Origin of the sequence: Curtobacterium sp. PhB172 (assembly GCF_003752545.1) — a bacterium.
In the GTDB taxonomy this organism is placed as follows: Bacteria; Actinomycetota; Actinomycetes; order Actinomycetales; family Microbacteriaceae; genus Curtobacterium.
On sequence record NZ_RKIF01000008.1, the window covers coordinates 490,188 to 509,816 of the forward strand.

Sequence of the window (19,629 nt, forward strand, 5' to 3'; positions counted from 1 at the left end):
CCGGGGCGCCGTCGACCCGGCGGACACCGATCAAGCGGCAGCTGCCGACGGTGCGTGACCTCGCGCCGCTCATGCAGTTCAAGAAGCCTTCGCTGCCCGGTCGGCGTCAGCGCCTCGAACAGGCCCTGACGATCTGGGACCTGCGCGACATCGCCGCCCGCCGCACGCCGAAGGCCGCGTTCGACTACACCGAGGGCGCCGCCGAGGCCGAGATCTCGCTCGCCCGCGCCCGCCAGGCGTTCGAGGACATCGAGTTCACGCCCGCGATCCTGCGCGACGTGTCGTCCGTGGACACCTCGCGCTCGGTGTTGGGTGCGCCGGTCGCGTACCCGTTCGGCATCGCCCCCACCGGGTTCACGCGCATGATGCAGACCGAGGGCGAGCGTGCCGGAGCCCGGGCAGCCGGACGCGCGGGCATCCCGTTCTCGCTCTCCACCATGGGCACCACGGCGATCGAAGACGTCCGCGACGCCAACCCGAACGGCCGCAACTGGTTCCAGCTGTACATGTGGAAGGACCGCGAGAAGTCGATGGCGCTGGTCTCCCGCGCCGAGAAGGCCGGGTTCGACACGCTGCTCGTCACCGTGGACGTGCCCGTCGCCGGCGCGCGTCTGCGGGACAAGCGCAACGGCTTCTCGATCCCGCCGCAGCTGAGCGCCCGGACCGTGCTGAACGCCATCCCGCGACCGTGGTGGTGGTTCGACTTCCTGACCACCGAGCCGCTGGCGTTCGCGTCGCTCGACCGGTGGTCCGGCACCGTCGGGGAGCTCCTCGACCACATGTTCGACCCGACCGTCACCTACGAGGACCTCGCCTGGATCCGCGACCAGTGGAAGGGCAAGGTCGTCGTCAAGGGCGTGCAGTCCCTGGCCGACGCCCGTCGTCTGGCGGACATGGGCGTCGACGGGATCACGCTGTCGAACCACGGCGGACGCCAGCTCGACCGGGCACCCGTGCCGTTCCACCTGCTGCCCTCCGTGGTGAAGGAGGTCGGCATGGACACCGAGGTGCACCTCGACACCGGCATCATGTCCGGCGCGGACATCGTCGCCGCCGTGGCGCTCGGTGCGAAGTTCACCATGGTCGGCCGCGCGTACCTGTACGGGCTGATGGCGGGCGGCGAGGCCGGTGTCGACCGGATGATCCAGATCCTGTCGGAGCAGATCGAGCGCACGATGCGGCTGCTCGGGGTCACGTCGCTCGACGAGCTCGAGCCCGGTCACGTGACGCAGCTGCAGCGCTTGCAGCCGGTGCCGCGCGGCTGAGGCGGCGGGCGCGGGCTGCCCGCCGTTCACCGCGCGTTCGGGTGCCGATTCGGGCGATTACCCCCGAACGGGGCACAAATGATGCAAGATGTCCGTGGACGCGTCACCGAACCCCTCGGCATCCTGCCCCCTGGCGCGCCGTCCCCTCCCCGCATCCTGCGCCCGAGCACCCCGAGGAGCCCGACATCTCGACCCGAAGCACGTGCACGCCCATGCGCGGCACGACCCCCGCGACCACCACGCCCACCACCCCCGCCACCGAACGGCACACCCGATGAGCCGCCGTCGCGCGATCCTTGCGGCAGCGACCGCCGGTTGCCTGGCACTCGGAGTCCCCACCGCCTCCGCCGCCTCCGCTGACAGCTGGTGGGGTTGGGGCGGACACCGCCACGGGCAGCACGCCCCGGTGACCCCCACCCCCACCCCCTCGGACACTGCGACCCCGGCCCCGTCAGACGACGAGGAGTCGGACACGACGCCGACGGAGACGCCCGCGCCGACCGCCGAGGCCGCGCCGATCGAGGACACCACCCCGACCGCGGAACCCGAGGCGGCTGCGCCCACCGACGACGCCGAAGCCGCGGAGTCGGACGCCGACGACGCGGCCGAACCGCAGGACGAGGTCGCCGACACCTCCGCTGCGCCGGCCGCCTCGTTCGTCGAGGACTTCACCACCGACGCCGTCACCGGCCTCGTCTCGCGGCTCTACCCGCAGTCGTGGCAGCCCTACCCCGACGGCACCTCCGGCATCTACGCGCCGAGCAAGACCGTCTCGGTGCACGACGGCGTGATGGACGTCGCCCTCGGCACCGGAGCGGGGGCGGCCGGCACGTTCGGCTCCTCCGCCGGAGCCTGGGACCACGTCGGCGGCTCGTTCTCCGTCCGCGCCAAGGCGACCGGTGGCGACGGCAACGGCGCGGCGTTCATGCTGTGGCCGACGTCGGGCACCTGGTCCGACGGCGAGATCGACTTCCCCGAGGGCAACTTCGAGGACAGCCCCTCGGCCTTCCACCACTCGATGACCCCGGGCAAGGAAGCCGACCGCGTCCAGATCGGCACCGGCGTCTCGTGGCGCGACTGGCACACCTACACGGTGGACTGGGTGCCCGGACAGTCGGTGACCTACAGCGTCGACGGCAAGGTCCTCGACACGATCACCCACGACGTACCGACGACCCCGCACCGCTTCATGTTCCAGGTCGGCAACTGGGGCGACCAGGGCAACCTGCTCATCGACTGGGTCTCCACCACGGAGTGAGCGTTCGGCCCACAGAGTGAGCAGAAGACGTCGGGTCCCCACCAGGGACCCGACGTCTTCTGCTCACTGGCGCCTCGCTCGCAGGGTGGCCGACAGGCCGACCGAGGTCGACGTCAGTCCATGGCCTGATACCGAACGGCGCCGTCGGTGGACCGGTACGGGATCGAGAAGCTCGAGCAGATCACGCCGTTCTCGTAGTCGTCCTTGACCGTGTCCACGAAGGCGTACGCCTCGTCGTCTGTGGCGAAGACGCCGAGGACCGTGTTGTCCGGTGACTCGTCGTGCTGGACGATCCAGACCTCCCCGCCGGCGAAGGGCTTCGGGCGTCGGAAGAAGCGTGGCCCCGGGCTCCGTCTACTCACGATGGAGAGTGTAGGTGCGCGCTGTCCGTTGGCCGATCCTCAGCGCACACCACGGCTGGTGGAAGTCCGGCGCATCCACGCGGAGAGCCCGCCGCGATCTCGGCGCAGCCCGAGTGGGACACTGCCGGAGTGATCAAGAACATCCAGGTGGAGCTGAACATCCATGGCCAGCGGGGCTCTTCGGAGCACGTGACACAGCTCCTGGGTGTCAGGCCCGACGAACAGTACGAGATCGGCGACCTCAAGGGTGAGGGGCCCCGCGTGTTCGACGTATCGATTTGGAACGTGTTCAGCGTCGTTCACGTCGACGAGATCCGCGCCGACAACGGGCAGGACCCTTGGGGGCGTGTGCAGTGGGTCCTGCAGCTGTTGCCAGAGAACGCGGCGGACCTTTTCGCGCGTCTGCGCGAGGAGGGCTACGTGGTCAGCCTGTCGGTGTCCCTCATCACCGACCACAAGGAGAACACCTTCGTTGTGCCGGCGGAGGTGTTGCGCCAGGTGGGAGCCGCTGGGCTCGATCTCGAACTGACACCCGTGTCGACCGAGCACATGGAGATCTCGTACCGCGACGTCTGGTGAATCCCGGCGCCGTCAGTTCACCCGTGCGTCAGCGCGGCCGGCGCCACGTGATCACGTACCGCCACAGCGGGTGTCGGCGGTACTCGGACCCCATCAGGACCGCATGCGCGATTTGCTGGACCTGGGCGTACGAATGCGGTGGTGGCCAGCACGTCGGCGCGGAGTGCTCCCAGTAACCGCGCCGCCATGAGGACCAACGATGCTGCGCGACACCCGCCAACCCGAGCACGTGATCACGCAGCCGGGTGGGCTTCGCGAGTCCGACGACCACCAGGGTGCCGCCCGGCGCCGTGAGGTCTGCGAGGCGAGCGAGCCCGGCTGACAGGTCCGGCAGGTGGTGCACCGTCGCGACCGAGGCCACCACGTCGAACTGCTGACCGAAGTCGTGTCCCATCACGTCACCGTGCAGCCAGTGGATCCCGGTGTTGGCGTTCGCGCTGCGGGTGGCCCGCAGGACGTCCCCATTCAGGTCGATCGCCGTGACGTCGAGCCCCGCGTCGTACAGGTCACGGGCGAGCAGACCGTTGCCGGTCCCGACGCCCAGGGCGGTGTTCCCCCCGTCCGGCACGGCATCGAGCACCCGGGCGTGGAAGTGCGTGTTGTGGTTCCAGCGCCGCTCCGGACTCGGGACGCGCTGGGTCACGGGCTGCTGGACTGCGGGACGGTCCAGGTTCCGCGCAGGGTGGCCAGCAGGTGGTCGATGTTCCGCAGTGCCCGTCGGGTCTCCCAGACGGAGTACGCGCACATCCCCATGAACAGCACCAGGATCGCCCACCAGAACGGGCTGACCGTCAGAGCTGCCCACACCGAGAAGGCCGCGAAGACGACGACCATGATCGGGACGATGACCCGGTTGTTCCGGTACCGCTTACGGGTCGACTCGAGCTCGCGGGTCCACACGACGTGGTCGACGTCGTCCGGCAGGTCTCCGGAGCGCACCGCTCGCTGGATCGCGGCAGCACCCTCGGTGCCACCCGCTCGGCGGCGACGGTAGGCGATGAGGAAGCCGAAGAACACCGTCATCAAGACGGCGTAGAAGAGCGATCCGATCGCGCGAGCGGCCAGACTGCCACCGTCGGGGTTCGAAGCCAGACCGATGGCGAAGTACAGTCCGCCGACCAGGACGAACACGATGGGCAGCAGTGCCGGCAGCGGGAGTCGTCGAAAGCGGTCCACGGTGTCTCCTCGTCGAATGTTCGAGTGGTCCTCGGTTCCTCCACCATGCCGACGGTGCCCGGGAGTCGGCTGAGCCTTCCCGCTCGAGTATTAGTTAGGTTAGCCTTACCTACATGGCACGGACGAACATGCAGGCGACCCGCACGAAGCCGGAACGCGTCGAGCTCCTCACCCTGCACGTCGTGCGGACCGAACGGATCTCGCCGTCCTTCATCCGCGTTGTGTTCGGCGGCGACGACCTGAGCCGATTCACCCACATGGGCTACGACCAGTGGTTCCGCCTGTTCCTGCCGGTGGACGGCGGTGACCTCACGCGGGCCCCGCAGAAGCTCGACACCGTGAGCTACCTGAAGTTCCTGACGATGGCGAAGGCGAGCCGACCGATCCTCCGCAGCTACACCGTGCGGAGCCTCCGCCGACTGCACCAGGGCGACGAGCTCGACGTCGACTTCGTGGTGCACGGCACTGGTGACGACCACGCACCGACCGGACCGACCGCGGCTGGGTGGGCACTCGGCGCACAGCCCGGCGACGTGGCCGGGCTCATCGACGAGGGCATCGGCTTCGACCGGGACGCCCTCGGTCGTCCGATCGTGATCGTCGCGGACGAGAGCGCCCTGCCCGCTGCAGCCGGGATCCTCGAGTCGCTCCCCCGTTCGACCAAGGGCACCGCGATCCTCGAGGTCCCGACGGACGCCGACGTGCGGACCATCGATGCGCCGACCGGCATCGACGTGACGTGGATCACCCGCGAACCCGGTCGACGTCCCGGAGCCGCGGCGCTCGACGCGGTCACCCGATCGTCGGTGAGCCCCGACCACGCTGCCTGGGTCGCCGGCGAGCAGTCCCTCGCCGGCGGAGCACGACGGCACTGGGTCGGCGCGGGCATCCCGAAGGAGCGGATCGCCTTCACCGGGTACTGGCGCGCGGGCCGGTCCGGCTGACTGCGTTCGGGCACCTCCGGCGACTTCGTGAGCAGGAATGGTCGAGTGCCGATTCCCGACCCGACCATTTCTGCTCACGAAGCACGACGCGGACGCACGAAGCACGACGCACGGCCACCAGCGCCGCACGCCTAGGGTGGGCGGGTGATGGGCGACGAGGGGCGAGCACGGGCGGCACTCGCGACCGTCGCGGCGAACGGGTGGGCGGATGCCGGGCCCGTGGCGGGCGAACTCACCGGTTCGTCCACCCCGCGGCACGCCGCCGCCCTGATGCTCTTCGGCACGCTCGACCGCACCCCCAGCGACCGCCCGGCCGTCGCCGCCGACGTCCCACGCGACCTCGACGTCCTGCTGCTCGCGCGTGCCACGACCCTGCGCGCGCACCCGGGCGAGGTCGCGTTCCCCGGCGGACGGATCGACCCGGGCGATGTCGACGCCGTCGCCGCAGCCCTCCGCGAATCGCGCGAGGAGACCGGCCTCGACCCGTCCGGCGTCGAGGTGCTCGGGACCCTGCCCGCCGTACCGCTCGCGTTCTCGAACCACCTGGTCCGCCCGGTCCTCGCGTGGTGGCGGGAACCGTCGCCGATCCGGGTCGTCGACGAGCGCGAGTCGGCCGCGGTCTTCCGGGTCCCCGTGGCGGACCTGCTCGACCCGGCGAACCGCGGGGTCACGGTGATCCGACGCGGTGGTCAGGAGTGGCGCGGGCCGGGCTTCACCGTCGATGCGGAGGACAGCGAGCACCCCGACGGCGGCGGCCACCTGGTGTGGGGGTTCACCGCGATGCTGCTGGATGCGCTGTTCGACCGGCTCGGGTGGACCGAGGACTGGGATCGGGAGCGGGAACTGCCGCTCGACCGTCGGTACTGATCCGATCGACACCGCCCAGCGGGAACGACAGCGGGTCGGCACGGACCGCGTCCACCGCGTGGGCGACGGCCCCGATGACGACGACGTCGCCCCCGAGCGTCGACGCCACCAGGTCGGGCACGGGGTCGAAGTGCCAGCCGTCGAGCAGCGCGCGGGCACGGTCGATGACGGCGACCGCAGGCTGGGCGATCGCACCCGCAACCACCACCCGGTCGATGTCGAGCAGGCTGGCGAGCAGGACGCAGACGCGGGCCAGTCGGTCGCCGAGGCGGTCGACGATCGCCAGCGCCACGGTGTCGCCGTCCTGCGCTGCGCGGAACACGGCGGAGGCGCCGGCGTCCACCGCGAGCGGGCTGCCCGGCCGGACCTCGCCCGCGGCGACGGCCTCGGCGACCAGCGTCCGCGCCGTCGCGCCGATGCCGTCCGACGACCCGACGCCCTGGACGATGTCGAGCACGCGCATCTCCCCAGCGCCGCCGTGGGCACCGCGGAGCAGGACACCGTCGACCACGAGGCCGCTGCCGAACCGCTCGCCGGAGAGCAGCGCGGCGAACGAGGCGTCCCCCGATGACGGCCGCTCGGCGAGCGCGGCGAGGTTCGCGTCGTTCTCGACGACGACGCGGCCGTGCGGGACGGCGCCGGCGAAGCCCGGGTTCATCCGGTCCCAGAAGCCGCCGTCGCCCGGCGACGCCCCGCCGGCGTCGACCGGCGCGGGGATGCCGACGACGGTGACCAGGACGCGAGAGCGGTCGGCTCCGGCCGCGGCGAGCGCGTCGTCCACGGTGTGGGCGAGGACTGCGAGCCGGACGGGGACCTCGAGTCCCGACTCACCGAGTGCCCCTTCGGCGCGACCGAGCACGGTGCCGCGCAGGTCGGCGACGATGGCGGTGACCCGGTGCTGTCCGGCGTCCACGCCGACGACGACGCCGGCGGCGGTGTCGAGTTCGTAGCGGCGGGCCGGCCGGCCGATCCGGTACTCCCCGGCGGCACGGGCGTCGTCGAGCTCGAGGAGCCAGCCGAGCCGGACGAGTTCCTCGCACGCGGCCAGCACGGTCGAGCGGGTCAGACCGGTGGCGTCGATGGCCTCGGTCGCGGTGAAGGCGCCAGCGTCGAAGGCGTGCGCGAGCAGTGTCTCGGCGCTCGTTCGACGGGGTGGCGGCATGCCGTGACCTTATCGCGCAACGAGTTCCTTGCGTAATTAGATTTTGTCGCTAGATTTAGTCCCGCGGTCGGCATCGGAGCCGATCGCAGGACGGAACGGCAAGGCTGCCGGGTCCGGACGGACGGAGACGACGTGCAACCACACGCCACGACCAGGACGGCGGCATCGGTGAGCCGGCGCTCGTTCCTGCTCGGAGCCGGCGGCATCGCCAGCGGGCTCGCGCTCGCCGGGTGCGCCCCGATCGGGTCCTCGAGCGCCAAGCCGGAGACCATCACGTTCTACGTCTCGAAGCCCGAGGTCATCGGGTACTTCGACGGCGTCATCGCGCAGTTCCACGACAGCCAGTCGAAGGTGCGGGTCGTCCGCGACTCGACCTCGAGCATGTCCGCGAACTTCGTCCGGAACCGGCCGCCGGACCTCGGCTGCTGGAACTACAACTTCTCGGTCGTGCCGTTCGTCGAGCACGGAGCCCTGACGGACCTCTCCGACCTGTCGCAGGCCGACACGATCAACCCGGACCTGTGGCCGCTCATGCAGCAGACCGCCGACTACCCGGGTCGCAAGAGCGCGCTGCCGTACTCGGTGACCGCCGCCTCGGTGATCTACAACAAGGCACTGTTCGCCGAGCAGGGGCTCGAGGTGCCGACGACCTGGAGCGAGTTCGCCGATCTCTGCGGGCGCCTGCAGCAGGCCGGCATCGCCCCGATCTACGGGACGTTCAAGGACAACTGGACGATCGCGCAGGGCATGTTCGACTACACGGTCGGTGGTGCGATCGACACCCCGAAGACGTTCGCGGCACTCCGCAACGAAGGAACCAAGGTCGGCAAGGACTCGTCGGTGTCGTTCGAGAAGGACCTCCGGACGCCGATGGAACGCATGACCCAGCTGCGCGCATGGCACCAGGACGGTGCCGCCAGCCGCGGGTACGGCGACGGCAACCTCGCGTTCGCACAGGGCAAGGCCGCGATGTACCTGCAGGGGCCGTGGGCGCTCGGCGAGATCGCCAAGACGAACAAGGACATGGACCTCGGCACCTTCCCGCTGCCCGTCACCGACGACGCCACGGACAACAAGGTGCGGGTGAACGTCGACCTGGCGCTCTGGATCCCGGAGGCGTCCCGCAAGCAGGAGGCCGCCCGCGAGTTCCTGACGTTCCTGATGCAGTCGAAGGTCAACGACAAGTACAACGCCGACAACAACGGCTTCGGTGTCCGGAAGGACGCTCCCCCGGCGTCGAACCCGGCGCTGACCGGCATGCAGTCGTACTACGACGACGCCGCCTTCTACCTCGGTGCGTCGCAGCTCATCCCCGCCGAGATCCCGGTCGCGAACTACGCGCAGTCGATCGCCTTCGGAGGCGACCCGCAGCGCCAGCTCCGCACCCTCGACGCCGACTGGGCGCGTCTCGCGCTCCGCACGGCCGCGTAAGGAGACGTCCCATGGCAACCACGACCACCGAAGCCATCACGACGGCGGACCGCCGCCGACGTAGCGGAGCCGCCCCGGGCCTCCAGGCCGGACGACGGGCCGGACGACGCAAGCCCCGCGTCGACCCGCTCTTCCTCGCCTTCCTGCTCCCCACCCTGCTGCTCTTCACGCTCGCCATCACGCTGCCGGCCGTGATGGGCATCGTGCTCAGCTTCACGAACTCCGTCGGCTTCGGTGAGTTCCGCTTCATCGGACTCACGAACTACGTCGCGGTGTTCTCCGACCCCGCGATCCTGCAGGCGTACCTGTTCACCCTCGGGTTCTCGCTCGTCACCGTGATCGTCGTCAACGCGATCGCGTTCCTGCTCGCCATCGCGCTGACGTCGAAGATCCGCGGCAAGATCGCCCTCCGCGCGGTGTTCGTGCTGCCGATGGTGATCTCGGGCATCGTCATCGCGTACGTGTTCTCGTTCCTGTTCGCGAACAGCCTGCCGGCCCTGGCCGGTGCGATCGGCTTCGGTCCGCTCGAGCAGAGCATCCTGGCGAACCCCGACCTGGCGTGGGTCGCCATCGTGATCGTCACCGCGTGGCAGGCGATCCCGTCGACGCTCCTCATCTACATCGCCGGGGTGCTGTCCATCCCCGGCGAGGTCTACGAGGCAGCTGCCCTCGACGGCGCGAGCGCCTGGCGTCAGCTGATCTCGATCACCGCGCCGCTGACGGCCGGCTACATCCTGATCAACCTGGTGATCGGGTTCAAGAACTTCCTGAACTCGTACGACATCATCGTCGGCCTGACCGACGGTGGCCCCGGCACCTCGACCACGAGCGTCGCGATGTCGATCTTCAAGGGCTTCAACGGCGGCGACTACGCCTACCAGATGGCCAACGCCACGATCTTCTTCATCATCGCGGTCGTCATCGCCGTGATCCAGCTGCGGGCGACCCGCGGGAAGGCAGCGCTCTGATGACCATCCAGACACCCCTCCGTCCGGGGACGACGAAGACGGGCAGCATCAGATCGGTCGACGCCGACCGGACCGCCGGCCGCCGGGGCGGCCGGTCCAACTGGCCCGTCACCGTCGTCCTCGTGCTCTGCGCGCTCTCGATCCTGGTGCCGCTCTACGTCACCCTGACGATGGCGTTCAAGACGACCGGCCAGGCCGTCGACGGCAACGCGTTCTCGCTGCCGGCTCCGTTCAGCGTCGACGGCTTCGTGCAGGCGTGGGAGCTCACCGACTTCCCGCGGGCGTTCGGCGTCTCGGTGCTCGTCGCCGCGATCACCGTCGTCGGCACGATCCTGCTCGCGTCGTTCACCGCGTTCGCGATCGCCCGGAACTGGGACCGTCGGCTGTTCCGCTGGTCGTTCTTCTACCTGCTCGCCGCGATGTTCCTGCCGTTCCCGGTGCTCGCGCTGTCGCAGGTGAAGCTCACCGGGCTCGCACACCTGGACAACCCGTTCGGCGTCGCGCTGCTGCACGTCATGTTCCAGCTGTCGTTCAGCGTGCTGCTCTTCACCGCGTTCCTGCGGTCGATCCCGGCCGAGCTCGAGGAGAGCGCCCGCATCGACGGCGCGAGCACGGGCCAGGTGTTCTGGCGGCTCGTGTTCCCGCTGCTGGCACCGATGAGCGCCACCGTCGGCATCTTCGCGTTCCTGGCGTCGTGGAACGACTTCGTGATGCCGTCGCTGATCACCTCGGACCCGGCGTTGCAGACCCTGCCGGTGCTGCAGCAGATGTTCCAGACCCAGTTCAGCAACAACTACAACGTCTCGTTCGCCTCGTACCTGATGGCGATGGCCCCGGCGATCATCGTCTACCTCGTCACCCAGCGATGGGTGATGGCCGGTGTGACCCAGGGCGCCATCAAGTGAGCAAGACGACCGACCCGGCCGGCACGACCGAGCCGACCGACACCGCCACGAACCACGAAAGGCCCGTCGTGACCGACACCCTCGCCCAGCCCGCCACCACCAGCGCCGACGAGACCTGGTGGCGCCAGGCGAGCGTCTACCAGATCTACCCGCGCTCCTTCGCGGACGCGAACGGCGACGGCATCGGCGACCTGCCCGGCATCACCGAGCGCGTGCCGTACCTGGCGTCGCTCGGTGTCGAGGCCGTCTGGCTCAGCCCGTTCTACCCGTCCGCCCTCGCCGACGGCGGCTACGACGTCGACGACTACCGCGACGTCGACCCGAAGCTCGGCACGCTCGACGACTTCGACCGGATGGTCGAGGCGCTGCACGCCGCCGGCATCCGGGTGATCGTCGACGTGGTGCCGAACCACACGAGCGACCGGCACGAGTGGTTCCGCGAGGCGCTCGCCGCGCCGAAGGGCTCCCCCGCGCGCGACCGGTACGTCTTCCGCGACGGCACCGGACCGTCCGGCGAACAGGCGCCGGCCGACTGGATCTCGATCTTCGGCGGCCCGGCGTGGACCGCGGTCGGCGACGGCCAGTGGTACCTGCACTCCTTCGCCAAGGAGCAGCCCGACCTGAACTGGGCGAACCGCGAGGTCCGCGACGACTTCCTGCACACCCTGCGCTTCTGGTCGGACCGCGGCGTCGACGGCTTCCGCATCGACGTCGCCCACGGGCTCGCGAAGGACCTGCCGTCCGGAGCCCTGCCGACCTGGGCGGAGCTCGCCGAGATCCCGAAGGACGGCTCGCACCCGCTGTGGGACCGCGACGACGTCCACGAGATCTACGCCGAGTGGCGGACCGTGTTCAACGAGTACACCCCGGCGCGCACCGCGGTCGCCGAGGCCTGGGTCGCCGCCGACCGCCGCGCCCGGTACGCCAGCGCCGACGGTCTGGGGCAGGCGTTCAACTTCGACCTGCTCGAGGCCGACTTCGACGCCGGCTCGTTCAAGGAGATCATCGAGTTCAACCTCGGCCTGGCCGAGCAGTCCGGCTCGTCGACCACGTGGGTGTTCTCGAACCACGACGTCGTCCGGCACGCGACCCGCTACGCGCTGCCGGCGCGGAACGGCTCCCCCGACAAGCAGGGCGGCGCGTGGCTGCTCGCCGGCGGCGCGCAGGACGCCCTCGACCGCTCGCTGGGGCTGCGCCGCGCGCAGGCGGCAACCCTGCTCGAGCTGGCGCTGCCCGGCTCCGCCTACCTGTACCAGGGCGAGGAACTCGGCCTGCACGAGGTCGGCGACATCCCCGACGCCGACCGCCAGGACCCCGCGTTCTTCCGGAACCCGGGCGTCGACGTCGGCCGCGACGGCTGCCGTGTCCCGATCCCGTGGACCCGGTCCGGCCCGTCGTTCGGCTTCGGCTCCGCCCCCGCGCACCTGCCGCAGCCGGCGTGGTTCGCGGACGCCAGCGTCGAGGCCGAGGACCCCGACCCCGACTCGACCCTGAACCTGTACCGGAAGGCCCTCGGGCTGCGCGGCCAGCTGCAGTCCGAGGAGCACTTGGAGTGGCTCGAGACCGGCCGCGACGACGTGCTCGCGTTCCGACGCCCGAACGGCTGGACGAGCGTGACGGTGTTCGGTGACGAGCCCTACGAACTCCCCGCCGGCGAGCTGCTGCTCGCCTCGGCACCGGTGGCAGACGGTGCCCTCACGGGCGTGGGGACGGCCTGGTTGCGTTCCTGACGCAGGGTGCGCGTCGTGGACGCGACCAGGTGACGGACGGGAGGCGCGGTGCGGGCAGGCACCGGGCCTCCCGTCCGCCGTGGGGTCACCATCTCGGGCCGCGACCGGCATCCGAGACGTCAGCCGCTGACGGTAGGGTCGCCGCATGAGCGGGGCGACGATCAGCGTGCAGGACTTCGTCATGCGGTTCGGGGACCGGAACGTGGTCGATGGACTGTCGTTCGACGTCGCCGCCGGCGAGACGTTCGGCCTGCTCGGCAGCAACGGCTCCGGCAAGACCACGACGATCCGTGCCCTGCTCGGCATCACCACCCCGACCGCGGGCACCCTGACCATCGACGGCCAGCCCTACCGGCCCGCCACCGGTGGCATCGGGTACCTGCCCGAAGAGCGCGGGCTCTACCGCAAGGAATCCGTCATCGACGTGATGTCCTACTTCGGACGGCTCCGCGGGCTCCGAGGTCCCGAGGCGACGGCCTGGAGCATGGACTACCTGGCACGCGTGGGCCTGGCCGACCGCGCCAAGCTCCGCGTCGACAAGCTCTCCGGCGGGCAGCAGCAGAAGGTGCAGCTCGGCATCACGATCATGGACCGGCCGCGGCTGCTCATCCTCGACGAACCGACGAAGGGCCTCGACCCCGTGAACCGACGGCTGCTGCTCGACCTGGTCGACGAACGCAAGGCCGACGGCGCGACCGTCATCCTCGTGACCCACCACATGGACGAGGTCGAGCGGCTCTGCGACCGGATCCTGCTGCTCAAGGACGGCACCGCTGCCGCCTACGGGTCGATCCCCGACGTGCAGGACGCCTTCGGCGGCGCCGTCGCCCGTGTCGGCCTCGACGGACCGGTCCCCCGCTCGCCGCTGTACAAGCTCGCGCGGCACGAGGGCCACGTCGCCTACCTCGTGCCGACGTCCGCCGCAGCACCAGACGGTGCCGACATCCTCGCCGCGCTCGTGGCGGACGGTGTCCGCGTCACCGCGTTCGAGATGCGTCGGATCCCGCTCGACGAGATCTTCGTGCAGGTCTACGGCCACGACGCGCTCGCCGCCGCGGGGGCAGCGGCGTGAGCCGCCTCGGGACCGTCGTCCGGTTCGAGTTCGTCCGCGCGGTCAAGAAGCCCGCGTTCTGGATCGGCACGCTCGCGCTGCCGGTCGTCATCGTCATCGTGTCCCTGCTCGTCGGCATCGGACAGGCAGCCGGCACCGACTCGGTCGTCTCGGGATCGTCGGCCACGAAGACCCCGTTCCGCTACGTCGACCACTCCGGGCTGGTGTCCGACTCCGTCGCGGCGAAGTGGGGCGGGTCGCCGTCCACCGACGCCGACGCCGACCGCGCCGCCGTGCGTTCCGGGGACCTCGACGCCTTCATCTCGTTCCCGTCCTCCCCCTCGACCTCGCCGATCACCGTCGACGCCGCCGACCGCGGCCTGTTCGCGAACGGTGGCTACTCGTCGCTCGCCGAACGGGTGCTCGAGCAGAGCGTCGCCGCGACCGTCGACGACCCCGAGACCGTCGAGCTCCTGCGTTCCCCACCGGCCACCGACGTCACGACCTACGCCGACGGGCAGGTCGCGCCGGGTTGGCTGTCGATCGTTCCGCCGTTCCTGTACGTCGCCGCCTTCTTCGGACTCGTCATCCTGCTCGCGGCACGCATGGTGACCGTCGTGGTCGAGGAGAAGGAGAACCGCATCTCCGAGATGATCCTGACCGCCGTCACCGCCGGCGACCTGATCCGCGGCAAGGTGATCGCGATGCTGCTCGTCGGGTTCGTGCAGGTCGGGGTGTTCGTCATCCCGGGGCTGGTCGGGATGCTCGCCGTCCTGCCACTCGTCGCCTCGCAGCTCGGCGGGCTGACGATCGACCCGTGGCGGATGCTCGTCGGTGCGCTGCTGCTCGTCGGCGGCGTGCTGCTGGCGTCCGGGCTGTTCGTCGCCGTCGGTGCCGCGGTGCCGTCGATCAAGGACGCCTCGGCACTGCAGTCGGCGGCGATCTTCGCCCTGATCATCCCGCTCTACGCGGCGTTCTTCGTGATGACCACCCCGACGTCGCCGGTCGCCGCGTTCTTCACGTACTTCCCGACGTTCACGCCCGTCACCGCCATGGTGCGGAACGCCGTCGGCTCGCTGAGCGTCGTCGAGTCAGTGGTCTGCATCGTCGAGGTGTTCGTCGCCGCCGGCCTGCTGCTCTGGTTCGCCGAGTACCTGTTCCGGCACTCGGTCGCGCAGTACGGGTCGAAGGTGACGCTGCGGCAGATCGTGTCGTGGCGGCGGCGGTCGGTCTCCCGCTAGGGACGGCTCTGGGGTTCCCGCTCGGGCTCGCGTGCGGTCTGCTGGTGCTCCGCCGATCGCTGGCGCTGCGGCGTCTCGCGCTCTTGAACGTCTGCGTCGAGGTCCCACGACGGCAGCTCGTGCTGCTTCCAGCCCTGCCGGAGCGTCCGGACCGACCGGTCGAACTCCACCATGACGTCGATGTGCGGCCGGACGAGCATCTGGATCTGCAGTCCCTCGTACACCGCGAGCAGCTGCGTGGCCGCCTGGTACGACGGGATCGCCGATTCCTCGGCACCGTTGTCGAAGTCGCGCTGCAGACCGTTGCTGAGCTGCTCGACGTACTCGTCGAAGCGCTTGCGGAACAGCTCGGCGAAGCCGGACTCCGAGCTCGCGACCGTGATCACGCCCGCGAGGACGCGGACGAGCCCCGGGTCGGCGACGTCCTCGGCCAGGGTCAGCCGGACGTGGTCGATCGTGCAGGCCGGCGGGGTCTTCCGACGGGTGCCACGCAGCTGCGTCCACCGGTCGTACGTCACCAGCAGCAGCGCTTCCCACGCGGGGAACAACCGCTCCACGGTCTCGAGCGGGATGCCCGCGACCTCGGCCACGACCGAGGCGTCGACCGCGTCGAAGGGGTGCAGCCGGTAGGCGCGGATCGCTCCGCGGACGGTGCGCTCGGCGAGGGACTCATCGTCCTCGACGCGTTCGCCGTGCAGGGGTTCCATCCGACCATCCCATCGTGTGCGGTACCCCATTGTCTCGTCCCAGACCGGGGGCCGTCACATCCACGCCGGGTCGGCGTGGACCAGCTCGGCGTGGGCGGGCCGTTCAGCCGGGTCGTCGGCCGACTCGTCAGCCGACCGTGACGGGGGCTGCCGGGGGCTTCACCCGCTGCTTCGCCCAGACGAAGAAGCCGGTCAGCGTGAAGACGCCGTAGAAGACGTACATGAGACCCGACGCGTAGTACCCGGCCGAGAACAGGAGCGGGACACCGACCAGGTCGACCGCGACCCAGATGAGCCAGAACTCGACCCAGCCCTTCGCCATGCCGTAGGTGGCGAGCAGCGAGCCGACGAAGATCCACGCGTCACTCCACACCGGCTCGTACGACCCGAGGGCGCGGAACACCGGCGTGAGCAGGGCAGTCCCACCGACCATGCCGACGACCAGCAGGACGCGGGTCCGCCACGACGCCCAGTGCGGTTCGATCACGGTGGACGTGTCGTCGGGGCGGTGGGTCCAGCGGTACCAGCCGTAGATGCTCACGATGATGAACATCACCTGGCGGCCTGCCTGGCCGAGCAGGTTGACGGGGTTCGGGGTGTCGAACAGTGCGCCCATGAAGACGGTGAACAGGAGCGCGTTGCCGACCAGCCCGACGGGCCAGGCCCAGACCTTGCGGCGCATCCCGCCGAGCGCACTGAGCAGCCCGAAGACGTTGCCGATCACCTCGCGCCAGAGCACCGTCTGGTCGCCGATCACGATCTGCGCGTCGAACAGCCAGCGCACGATGCCCATGGGCCCTCCTCGTTTCCGGTCGGTGCAACGGTCGGGGGACGTCCGGCATTCCAGTGATGATCGGGGTACAAACATGTCCTCCACAGGGTGGACAGGAATCACCCCCGTTTTGGGTCCATGCAAAGGCATGTTCCCGCTTGTCCGCACTTTGGGGGACGAGTAGCGTCGTCACCAGAGCGAGTCCAGCCCGCCCGAGCAGCAGATCTGCGCTCCGGAGCCCGGCGACCGCTCTCGGCAAAGGTCAGCCGCGACCCCTCACCCGCGAGGTCGATGACACCGTCCCACCGGCACGACGACCCGAATCACGAGCCGGTGGAATCCAGTGCGCCCCGAACGCACAGAACGGACCCGCCACCATGCACAAGATCGTCACCGGCGCCATCGCCGGCGCAGCCGGCATCGCCCTCCTCCTCGGTGGAGCAGGCACCTTCGCCCTCTGGAACGCCAGTGCATCCAGCGCCGCGTCCTCGGTGAGCTCCGGCACGCTGACCCTCAGCGCGAACAACGACGGCTCCTGGACGGACATCACCAACGGCCGCTCGACCGCGATCAACCCCAGCACCGCCCTGATGGTGCCGGGCAACACGTTCCAGTTCACGCAGACGCTGAACATCGGCGCGACCGGCCAGGACCTGAAGGCGAACCTGACCTACGCCAGCCAGTCCATCACCGGCGACTCCGCACTCCTCGCCGCGACGCAGAAGACCCTCGCCGTGACGTCCTCGAGCGCCACCGTCGTGCAGTCCACGTCGAACGCGAACACCTTCGTCGTCTCGCCGTCGGCGTCGACCTCGACCGTCAAGGTCGTCTTCACGATCACGCTGCCGTCCTCGGCGACGACCGGGCAGAACGGGTCGATCAACGTCGGCGCCCTGGCCTTCACGCTCACCCAGACCGCGATCGGTTCCTGATCCACCGATCGCACTGACGCGGGCCACGACCGGCCCCTGATCCGCCGGTCGTGGCCTGCTCCCGCACGATCGACGAGCACCAGGGGACGCACATGACCGGGACACCGAGGACGACGGGCCGCCACCGCGCTGCACGACGCCACCGGTGGATCCTGCCCGTCGCGCTCGCCCTGGTCGTTGCCGTCGCCACGGCGCTCCTCGGCGTCGGCGGGACCTACGCCCTCTGGAACGGCACCGCCAGCACCGCGGCCACCACCGTCAAGTCCGCGACGGCGACGATCACCGTCGGCACCCTGTCGACGATGAACACGACCGTCCTCGGACCGGGTGCCGGAGTCACCGGTACCTTCGCCGTGAAGAACACCGGTTCGATCCCGCTGTCGATGCGCGTCGCCACGACGTCCACGAACGTCGCCTACGCGACGAACGCGTCGTCGTCGGCGGCCGTGCTCGGCGAGCTGACGCTCCGTCTGACCAACGTGTCATCGGCTGCTGCCTGCACCGCCGGGCTGTCCGGCGCGAGCGGCCGTCTCGCCGCCTTCGACACCGGTAGCGGTTCGTTCACGCTCCAGCCCGGTGCGAGCACCGTCGGCTGTGTCGAGCTGGTCCTCGACGCCGACGCGCCGCAGAGCGTGTCCGGCGCCGTCACCGACTTCACCCTCACCGTCACCGGAACGCAGGTCTCCGCATGAACCGCCGTCTCCGGCTCGTCGTCGCTGTGCTGCTCACCGCCGTGTTCGTCGGCGGTGGGTCGAGCGCCGCCTGGGCACTGTGGAGTGCGTCCGGCACCACGGCCTCGAGCGTCACGATCGGCAAGGTCTCCGCCTCGATCGCCGGCACGAGCGCGCTGACCACCACCTTCTCGTCCACGGTGACGTCGGTCACGAAGCCGATCACGCTCACCAACTCGGGCTCCATCGCCGGCACCGCGACGACCACCGTGTCCGTCGTCTCCGGCAGCTCGACGGCGCTCGCGCAGGCGGTCACCGTCGTCGCGTGGCCCGTCGCCACGAACGCGGCGTGCACGACGAACACCGCGGTCGGCAGCGGCTCGGTCACCGGCACCTGGGCGTCACTGCCGAGCATGACGTCCAAGCTCGCCGCCGGCGCCTCGGCCATCTGGTGCACCCGCAGCACGCCCAAGTCCTCGGCGCCGGCATCCGCCACGGCCAACGTGAACGTGAACCTCACCGTGGCGAGCGGCAGCTGGACCTCGGGCGTCGTGCAGGGAGGCTTCTACCTGAACACCTCGGCAGCGGAAGCAGCGCTGACCTGCAACGACCACAGCGGCAACTACGTCGACGTCACCTGGGACGCCGCAGGCCGCCCCAAGGAGACCTGGTACGCCGCCTACGTCGGGACCACGCCGGTCGGACAGAAGGCCCAGGACTACTCGGCGTTCATCACCATCGCCCCGAGCGACATCCCGGCGAGCGCGGGTACCTCCGGCACGCTCACCGTCACGGTCAAGGTCCTCGACAGCGCCGGCAACCCGACCTCGACCGTCGCCGGCAGCGGCCCGGTCACGCTCTTCACGCAGAACAACGGCGCGGCGATCCGGTGCGGCGCATGACCTGCGCGGCGGCTCGTCCCGAACGTGCAGAGGGCTCCGGTGGGCGTGCGGTCGTGCACGCCGTCGTCCTCGGTCTCAGCACCGGACTGCTCCTGCTGGTCGCAGCCCTCGCCGTCGTGCTCATCGTCGTCCCCAAGGCCACCGGGTCGATGCCGCTGACGGTCCTGACCCAGTCGATGGAGCCGACGCTGCCCCCGGGCACCCTGCTCGTCGTCCGTCCCACCGCAGTCGACGACATCGAGGTGGGCGACGTCGTCACCTACCAGATCGTCTCCGGCCAGCCGGCCGTCATCAGCCACCGCGTGACTTCGGTGTCCTCGTCGTCGAACGGGGCGCGCACGTTCGTCCTCAAGGGCGACAACAACGCGAAGGCCGACCCGCACCCCGTCACCGCCGCACAGATCCGGGGCGTGGTCTGGTACAGCATCCCCGAGGTCGGTGTCGTCAACCAGCTCGTCAACGGGTCGCGGAGCTGGCTCATCCCGACCGTCGCCGGGGTCCTGTTGGCGTACGGCGGCGTGATGATCACCATCGGCACCGTCGCGGCCGCCCGCCGGCGACGTTCGACGACCGGCCACGGGCGACGTGCGACGTCCGGTCGTGGGCTGCGTGCGACGTCCGGTCGCGGGCGGCGTGCGACGTCCGGTCGCGGGCGCCGCAGCGCATCGCACCGGGGTTCGGGGCCGGCTCCGGTCTAGGCTCGGTG

21 protein-coding genes are annotated in these 19,629 nt (G+C 70.3%); 15 read left to right on the forward strand and 6 right to left on the reverse strand.

The features are described 5' to 3' along the window. Positions 1-71 precede the first annotated feature (71 nt). Both EDF42_RS12065 and EDF42_RS12070 read left to right on the forward strand, forming a co-directional pair. Positions 72-1,265, forward strand: coding sequence for an alpha-hydroxy acid oxidase (locus EDF42_RS12065; protein ID WP_123672509.1), 1,194 nt, complete (start codon positions 72-74; stop codon positions 1,263-1,265). Between the two features lie 274 nt (positions 1,266-1,539). Then, positions 1,540-2,523, forward strand: coding sequence for a glycoside hydrolase family 16 protein (locus EDF42_RS12070; RefSeq protein ID WP_123672450.1), 984 nt, complete (start codon positions 1,540-1,542; stop codon positions 2,521-2,523). A 113-nt stretch (positions 2,524-2,636) separates the two neighbouring features. Here EDF42_RS12070 and EDF42_RS12075 read toward each other — a convergent pair whose 3' ends face one another. Next, a complete protein-coding gene (locus EDF42_RS12075; protein WP_260235419.1) occupies positions 2,637-2,885 on the reverse strand; it encodes a hypothetical protein in 249 nt (82 codons plus the stop codon). A gap of 129 nt (positions 2,886-3,014) precedes the next feature. Between EDF42_RS12075 and EDF42_RS12080 the strand changes: the two genes are divergently transcribed. Beyond that, the gene (locus EDF42_RS12080; RefSeq protein WP_185040921.1) at positions 3,015-3,464 is read left to right on the forward strand and encodes a DUF4279 domain-containing protein; all 450 of its coding nucleotides are present in this window, start codon (positions 3,015-3,017) and stop codon (positions 3,462-3,464) included. 28 nt (positions 3,465-3,492) lie between these two features. Here the strand turns inward: EDF42_RS12080 and EDF42_RS12085 are convergent, their stop codons facing one another. Continuing rightward, positions 3,493-4,107 carry a bifunctional 2-polyprenyl-6-hydroxyphenol methylase/3-demethylubiquinol 3-O-methyltransferase UbiG gene (locus EDF42_RS12085; protein ID WP_123672452.1) on the reverse strand — a complete coding sequence of 205 codons (615 nt, stop codon included), beginning with the start codon at positions 4,105-4,107 and terminating at the stop codon, positions 3,493-3,495. After that, positions 4,104-4,640, reverse strand: a complete 537-nt coding sequence (locus tag EDF42_RS12090) for a hypothetical protein (RefSeq protein ID WP_123672453.1) — start codon at positions 4,638-4,640, stop codon at positions 4,104-4,106. The genes EDF42_RS12085 and EDF42_RS12090 overlap by 4 nt, the downstream gene beginning before the upstream one ends. A gap of 113 nt (positions 4,641-4,753) precedes the next feature. On the opposite strand from EDF42_RS12090, the gene EDF42_RS12095 reads away from it, so the two are divergent. Both EDF42_RS12095 and EDF42_RS12100 read left to right on the forward strand, forming a co-directional pair. Further along, the gene (locus tag EDF42_RS12095) at positions 4,754-5,584 is read left to right on the forward strand and encodes a siderophore-interacting protein (RefSeq protein WP_185040922.1); all 831 of its coding nucleotides are present in this window, start codon (positions 4,754-4,756) and stop codon (positions 5,582-5,584) included. A 147-nt stretch (positions 5,585-5,731) separates the two neighbouring features. Further along, positions 5,732-6,451 carry a CoA pyrophosphatase gene (locus EDF42_RS12100; RefSeq protein WP_123672454.1) on the forward strand — a complete coding sequence of 240 codons (720 nt, stop codon included), beginning with the start codon at positions 5,732-5,734 and terminating at the stop codon, positions 6,449-6,451. On the opposite strand, the gene EDF42_RS12105 is transcribed toward EDF42_RS12100, so the two are convergent. Beyond that, the gene (locus EDF42_RS12105) at positions 6,357-7,613 is read right to left on the reverse strand and encodes an ROK family protein (protein ID WP_123672455.1); all 1,257 of its coding nucleotides are present in this window, start codon (positions 7,611-7,613) and stop codon (positions 6,357-6,359) included. The genes EDF42_RS12100 and EDF42_RS12105 overlap by 95 nt on opposite strands. Positions 7,614-7,745: 132 nt before the next feature. Here EDF42_RS12105 and EDF42_RS12110 point away from each other — a divergent pair, with 132 nt between their 5' ends. The 6 genes from EDF42_RS12110 (at position 7,746) to EDF42_RS12135 (ending at position 14,939) form a co-directional block, all read left to right on the forward strand. Next, positions 7,746-9,044, forward strand: a complete 1,299-nt coding sequence (locus tag EDF42_RS12110; protein ID WP_123672456.1) for an ABC transporter substrate-binding protein — start codon at positions 7,746-7,748, stop codon at positions 9,042-9,044. An 11-nt stretch (positions 9,045-9,055) separates the two neighbouring features. Further along, positions 9,056-10,012, forward strand: a complete 957-nt coding sequence (locus tag EDF42_RS12115; RefSeq protein ID WP_185040923.1) for a carbohydrate ABC transporter permease — start codon at positions 9,056-9,058, stop codon at positions 10,010-10,012. Further along, entirely contained in the window at positions 10,012-10,917 is a 906-nt protein-coding gene (locus EDF42_RS12120; RefSeq protein ID WP_111084433.1) for a carbohydrate ABC transporter permease, read from the forward strand. Before EDF42_RS12115 ends, EDF42_RS12120 begins: the two co-directional genes overlap by 1 nt. Before the next feature lie 68 nt (positions 10,918-10,985). Further along, complete coding sequence (locus tag EDF42_RS12125; RefSeq protein ID WP_123672513.1) at positions 10,986-12,647, forward strand: glycoside hydrolase family 13 protein; 1,662 nt, start codon at positions 10,986-10,988, stop codon at positions 12,645-12,647. Positions 12,648-12,792: 145 nt separating this feature from the next. Beyond that, positions 12,793-13,719, forward strand: coding sequence for an ABC transporter ATP-binding protein (locus EDF42_RS12130; protein ID WP_123338726.1), 927 nt, complete (start codon positions 12,793-12,795; stop codon positions 13,717-13,719). After that, the gene (locus EDF42_RS12135) at positions 13,716-14,939 is read left to right on the forward strand and encodes an ABC transporter permease (RefSeq protein ID WP_123672457.1); all 1,224 of its coding nucleotides are present in this window, start codon (positions 13,716-13,718) and stop codon (positions 14,937-14,939) included. The genes EDF42_RS12130 and EDF42_RS12135 overlap by 4 nt, the downstream gene beginning before the upstream one ends. On the opposite strand, the gene EDF42_RS12140 is transcribed toward EDF42_RS12135, so the two are convergent. Both EDF42_RS12140 and pnuC read right to left on the reverse strand, forming a co-directional pair. Next, complete coding sequence (locus EDF42_RS12140) at positions 14,936-15,646, reverse strand: hypothetical protein (protein ID WP_123672458.1); 711 nt, start codon at positions 15,644-15,646, stop codon at positions 14,936-14,938. The two genes, EDF42_RS12135 and EDF42_RS12140, sit on opposite strands and share 4 nt — an antisense overlap. 127 nt (positions 15,647-15,773) lie before the next feature. Next, entirely contained in the window at positions 15,774-16,439 is a 666-nt protein-coding gene (gene pnuC / locus EDF42_RS12145) for a nicotinamide riboside transporter PnuC (RefSeq protein WP_123291957.1), read from the reverse strand. 356 nt (positions 16,440-16,795) lie between these two features. Between pnuC and EDF42_RS12150 the strand changes: the two genes are divergently transcribed. The 4 genes from EDF42_RS12150 (at position 16,796) to EDF42_RS12165 (ending at position 19,621) form a co-directional block, all read left to right on the forward strand. After that, the gene (locus tag EDF42_RS12150) at positions 16,796-17,350 is read left to right on the forward strand and encodes an alternate-type signal peptide domain-containing protein (protein WP_123672459.1); all 555 of its coding nucleotides are present in this window, start codon (positions 16,796-16,798) and stop codon (positions 17,348-17,350) included. Between the two features lie 92 nt (positions 17,351-17,442). Next, positions 17,443-18,042 carry a TasA family protein gene (locus tag EDF42_RS12155; RefSeq protein WP_148067767.1) on the forward strand — a complete coding sequence of 200 codons (600 nt, stop codon included), beginning with the start codon at positions 17,443-17,445 and terminating at the stop codon, positions 18,040-18,042. Then, on the forward strand, positions 18,039-18,923 hold the full coding sequence (locus EDF42_RS12160; RefSeq protein ID WP_123672461.1) for a hypothetical protein: 885 nt from the start codon (positions 18,039-18,041) through the stop codon (positions 18,921-18,923). The genes EDF42_RS12155 and EDF42_RS12160 overlap by 4 nt, the downstream gene beginning before the upstream one ends. Continuing rightward, on the forward strand, positions 18,920-19,621 hold the full coding sequence (locus tag EDF42_RS12165; RefSeq protein ID WP_123338720.1) for a signal peptidase I: 702 nt from the start codon (positions 18,920-18,922) through the stop codon (positions 19,619-19,621). Before EDF42_RS12160 ends, EDF42_RS12165 begins: the two co-directional genes overlap by 4 nt. Positions 19,622-19,629: the final 8 nt, after the last annotated feature.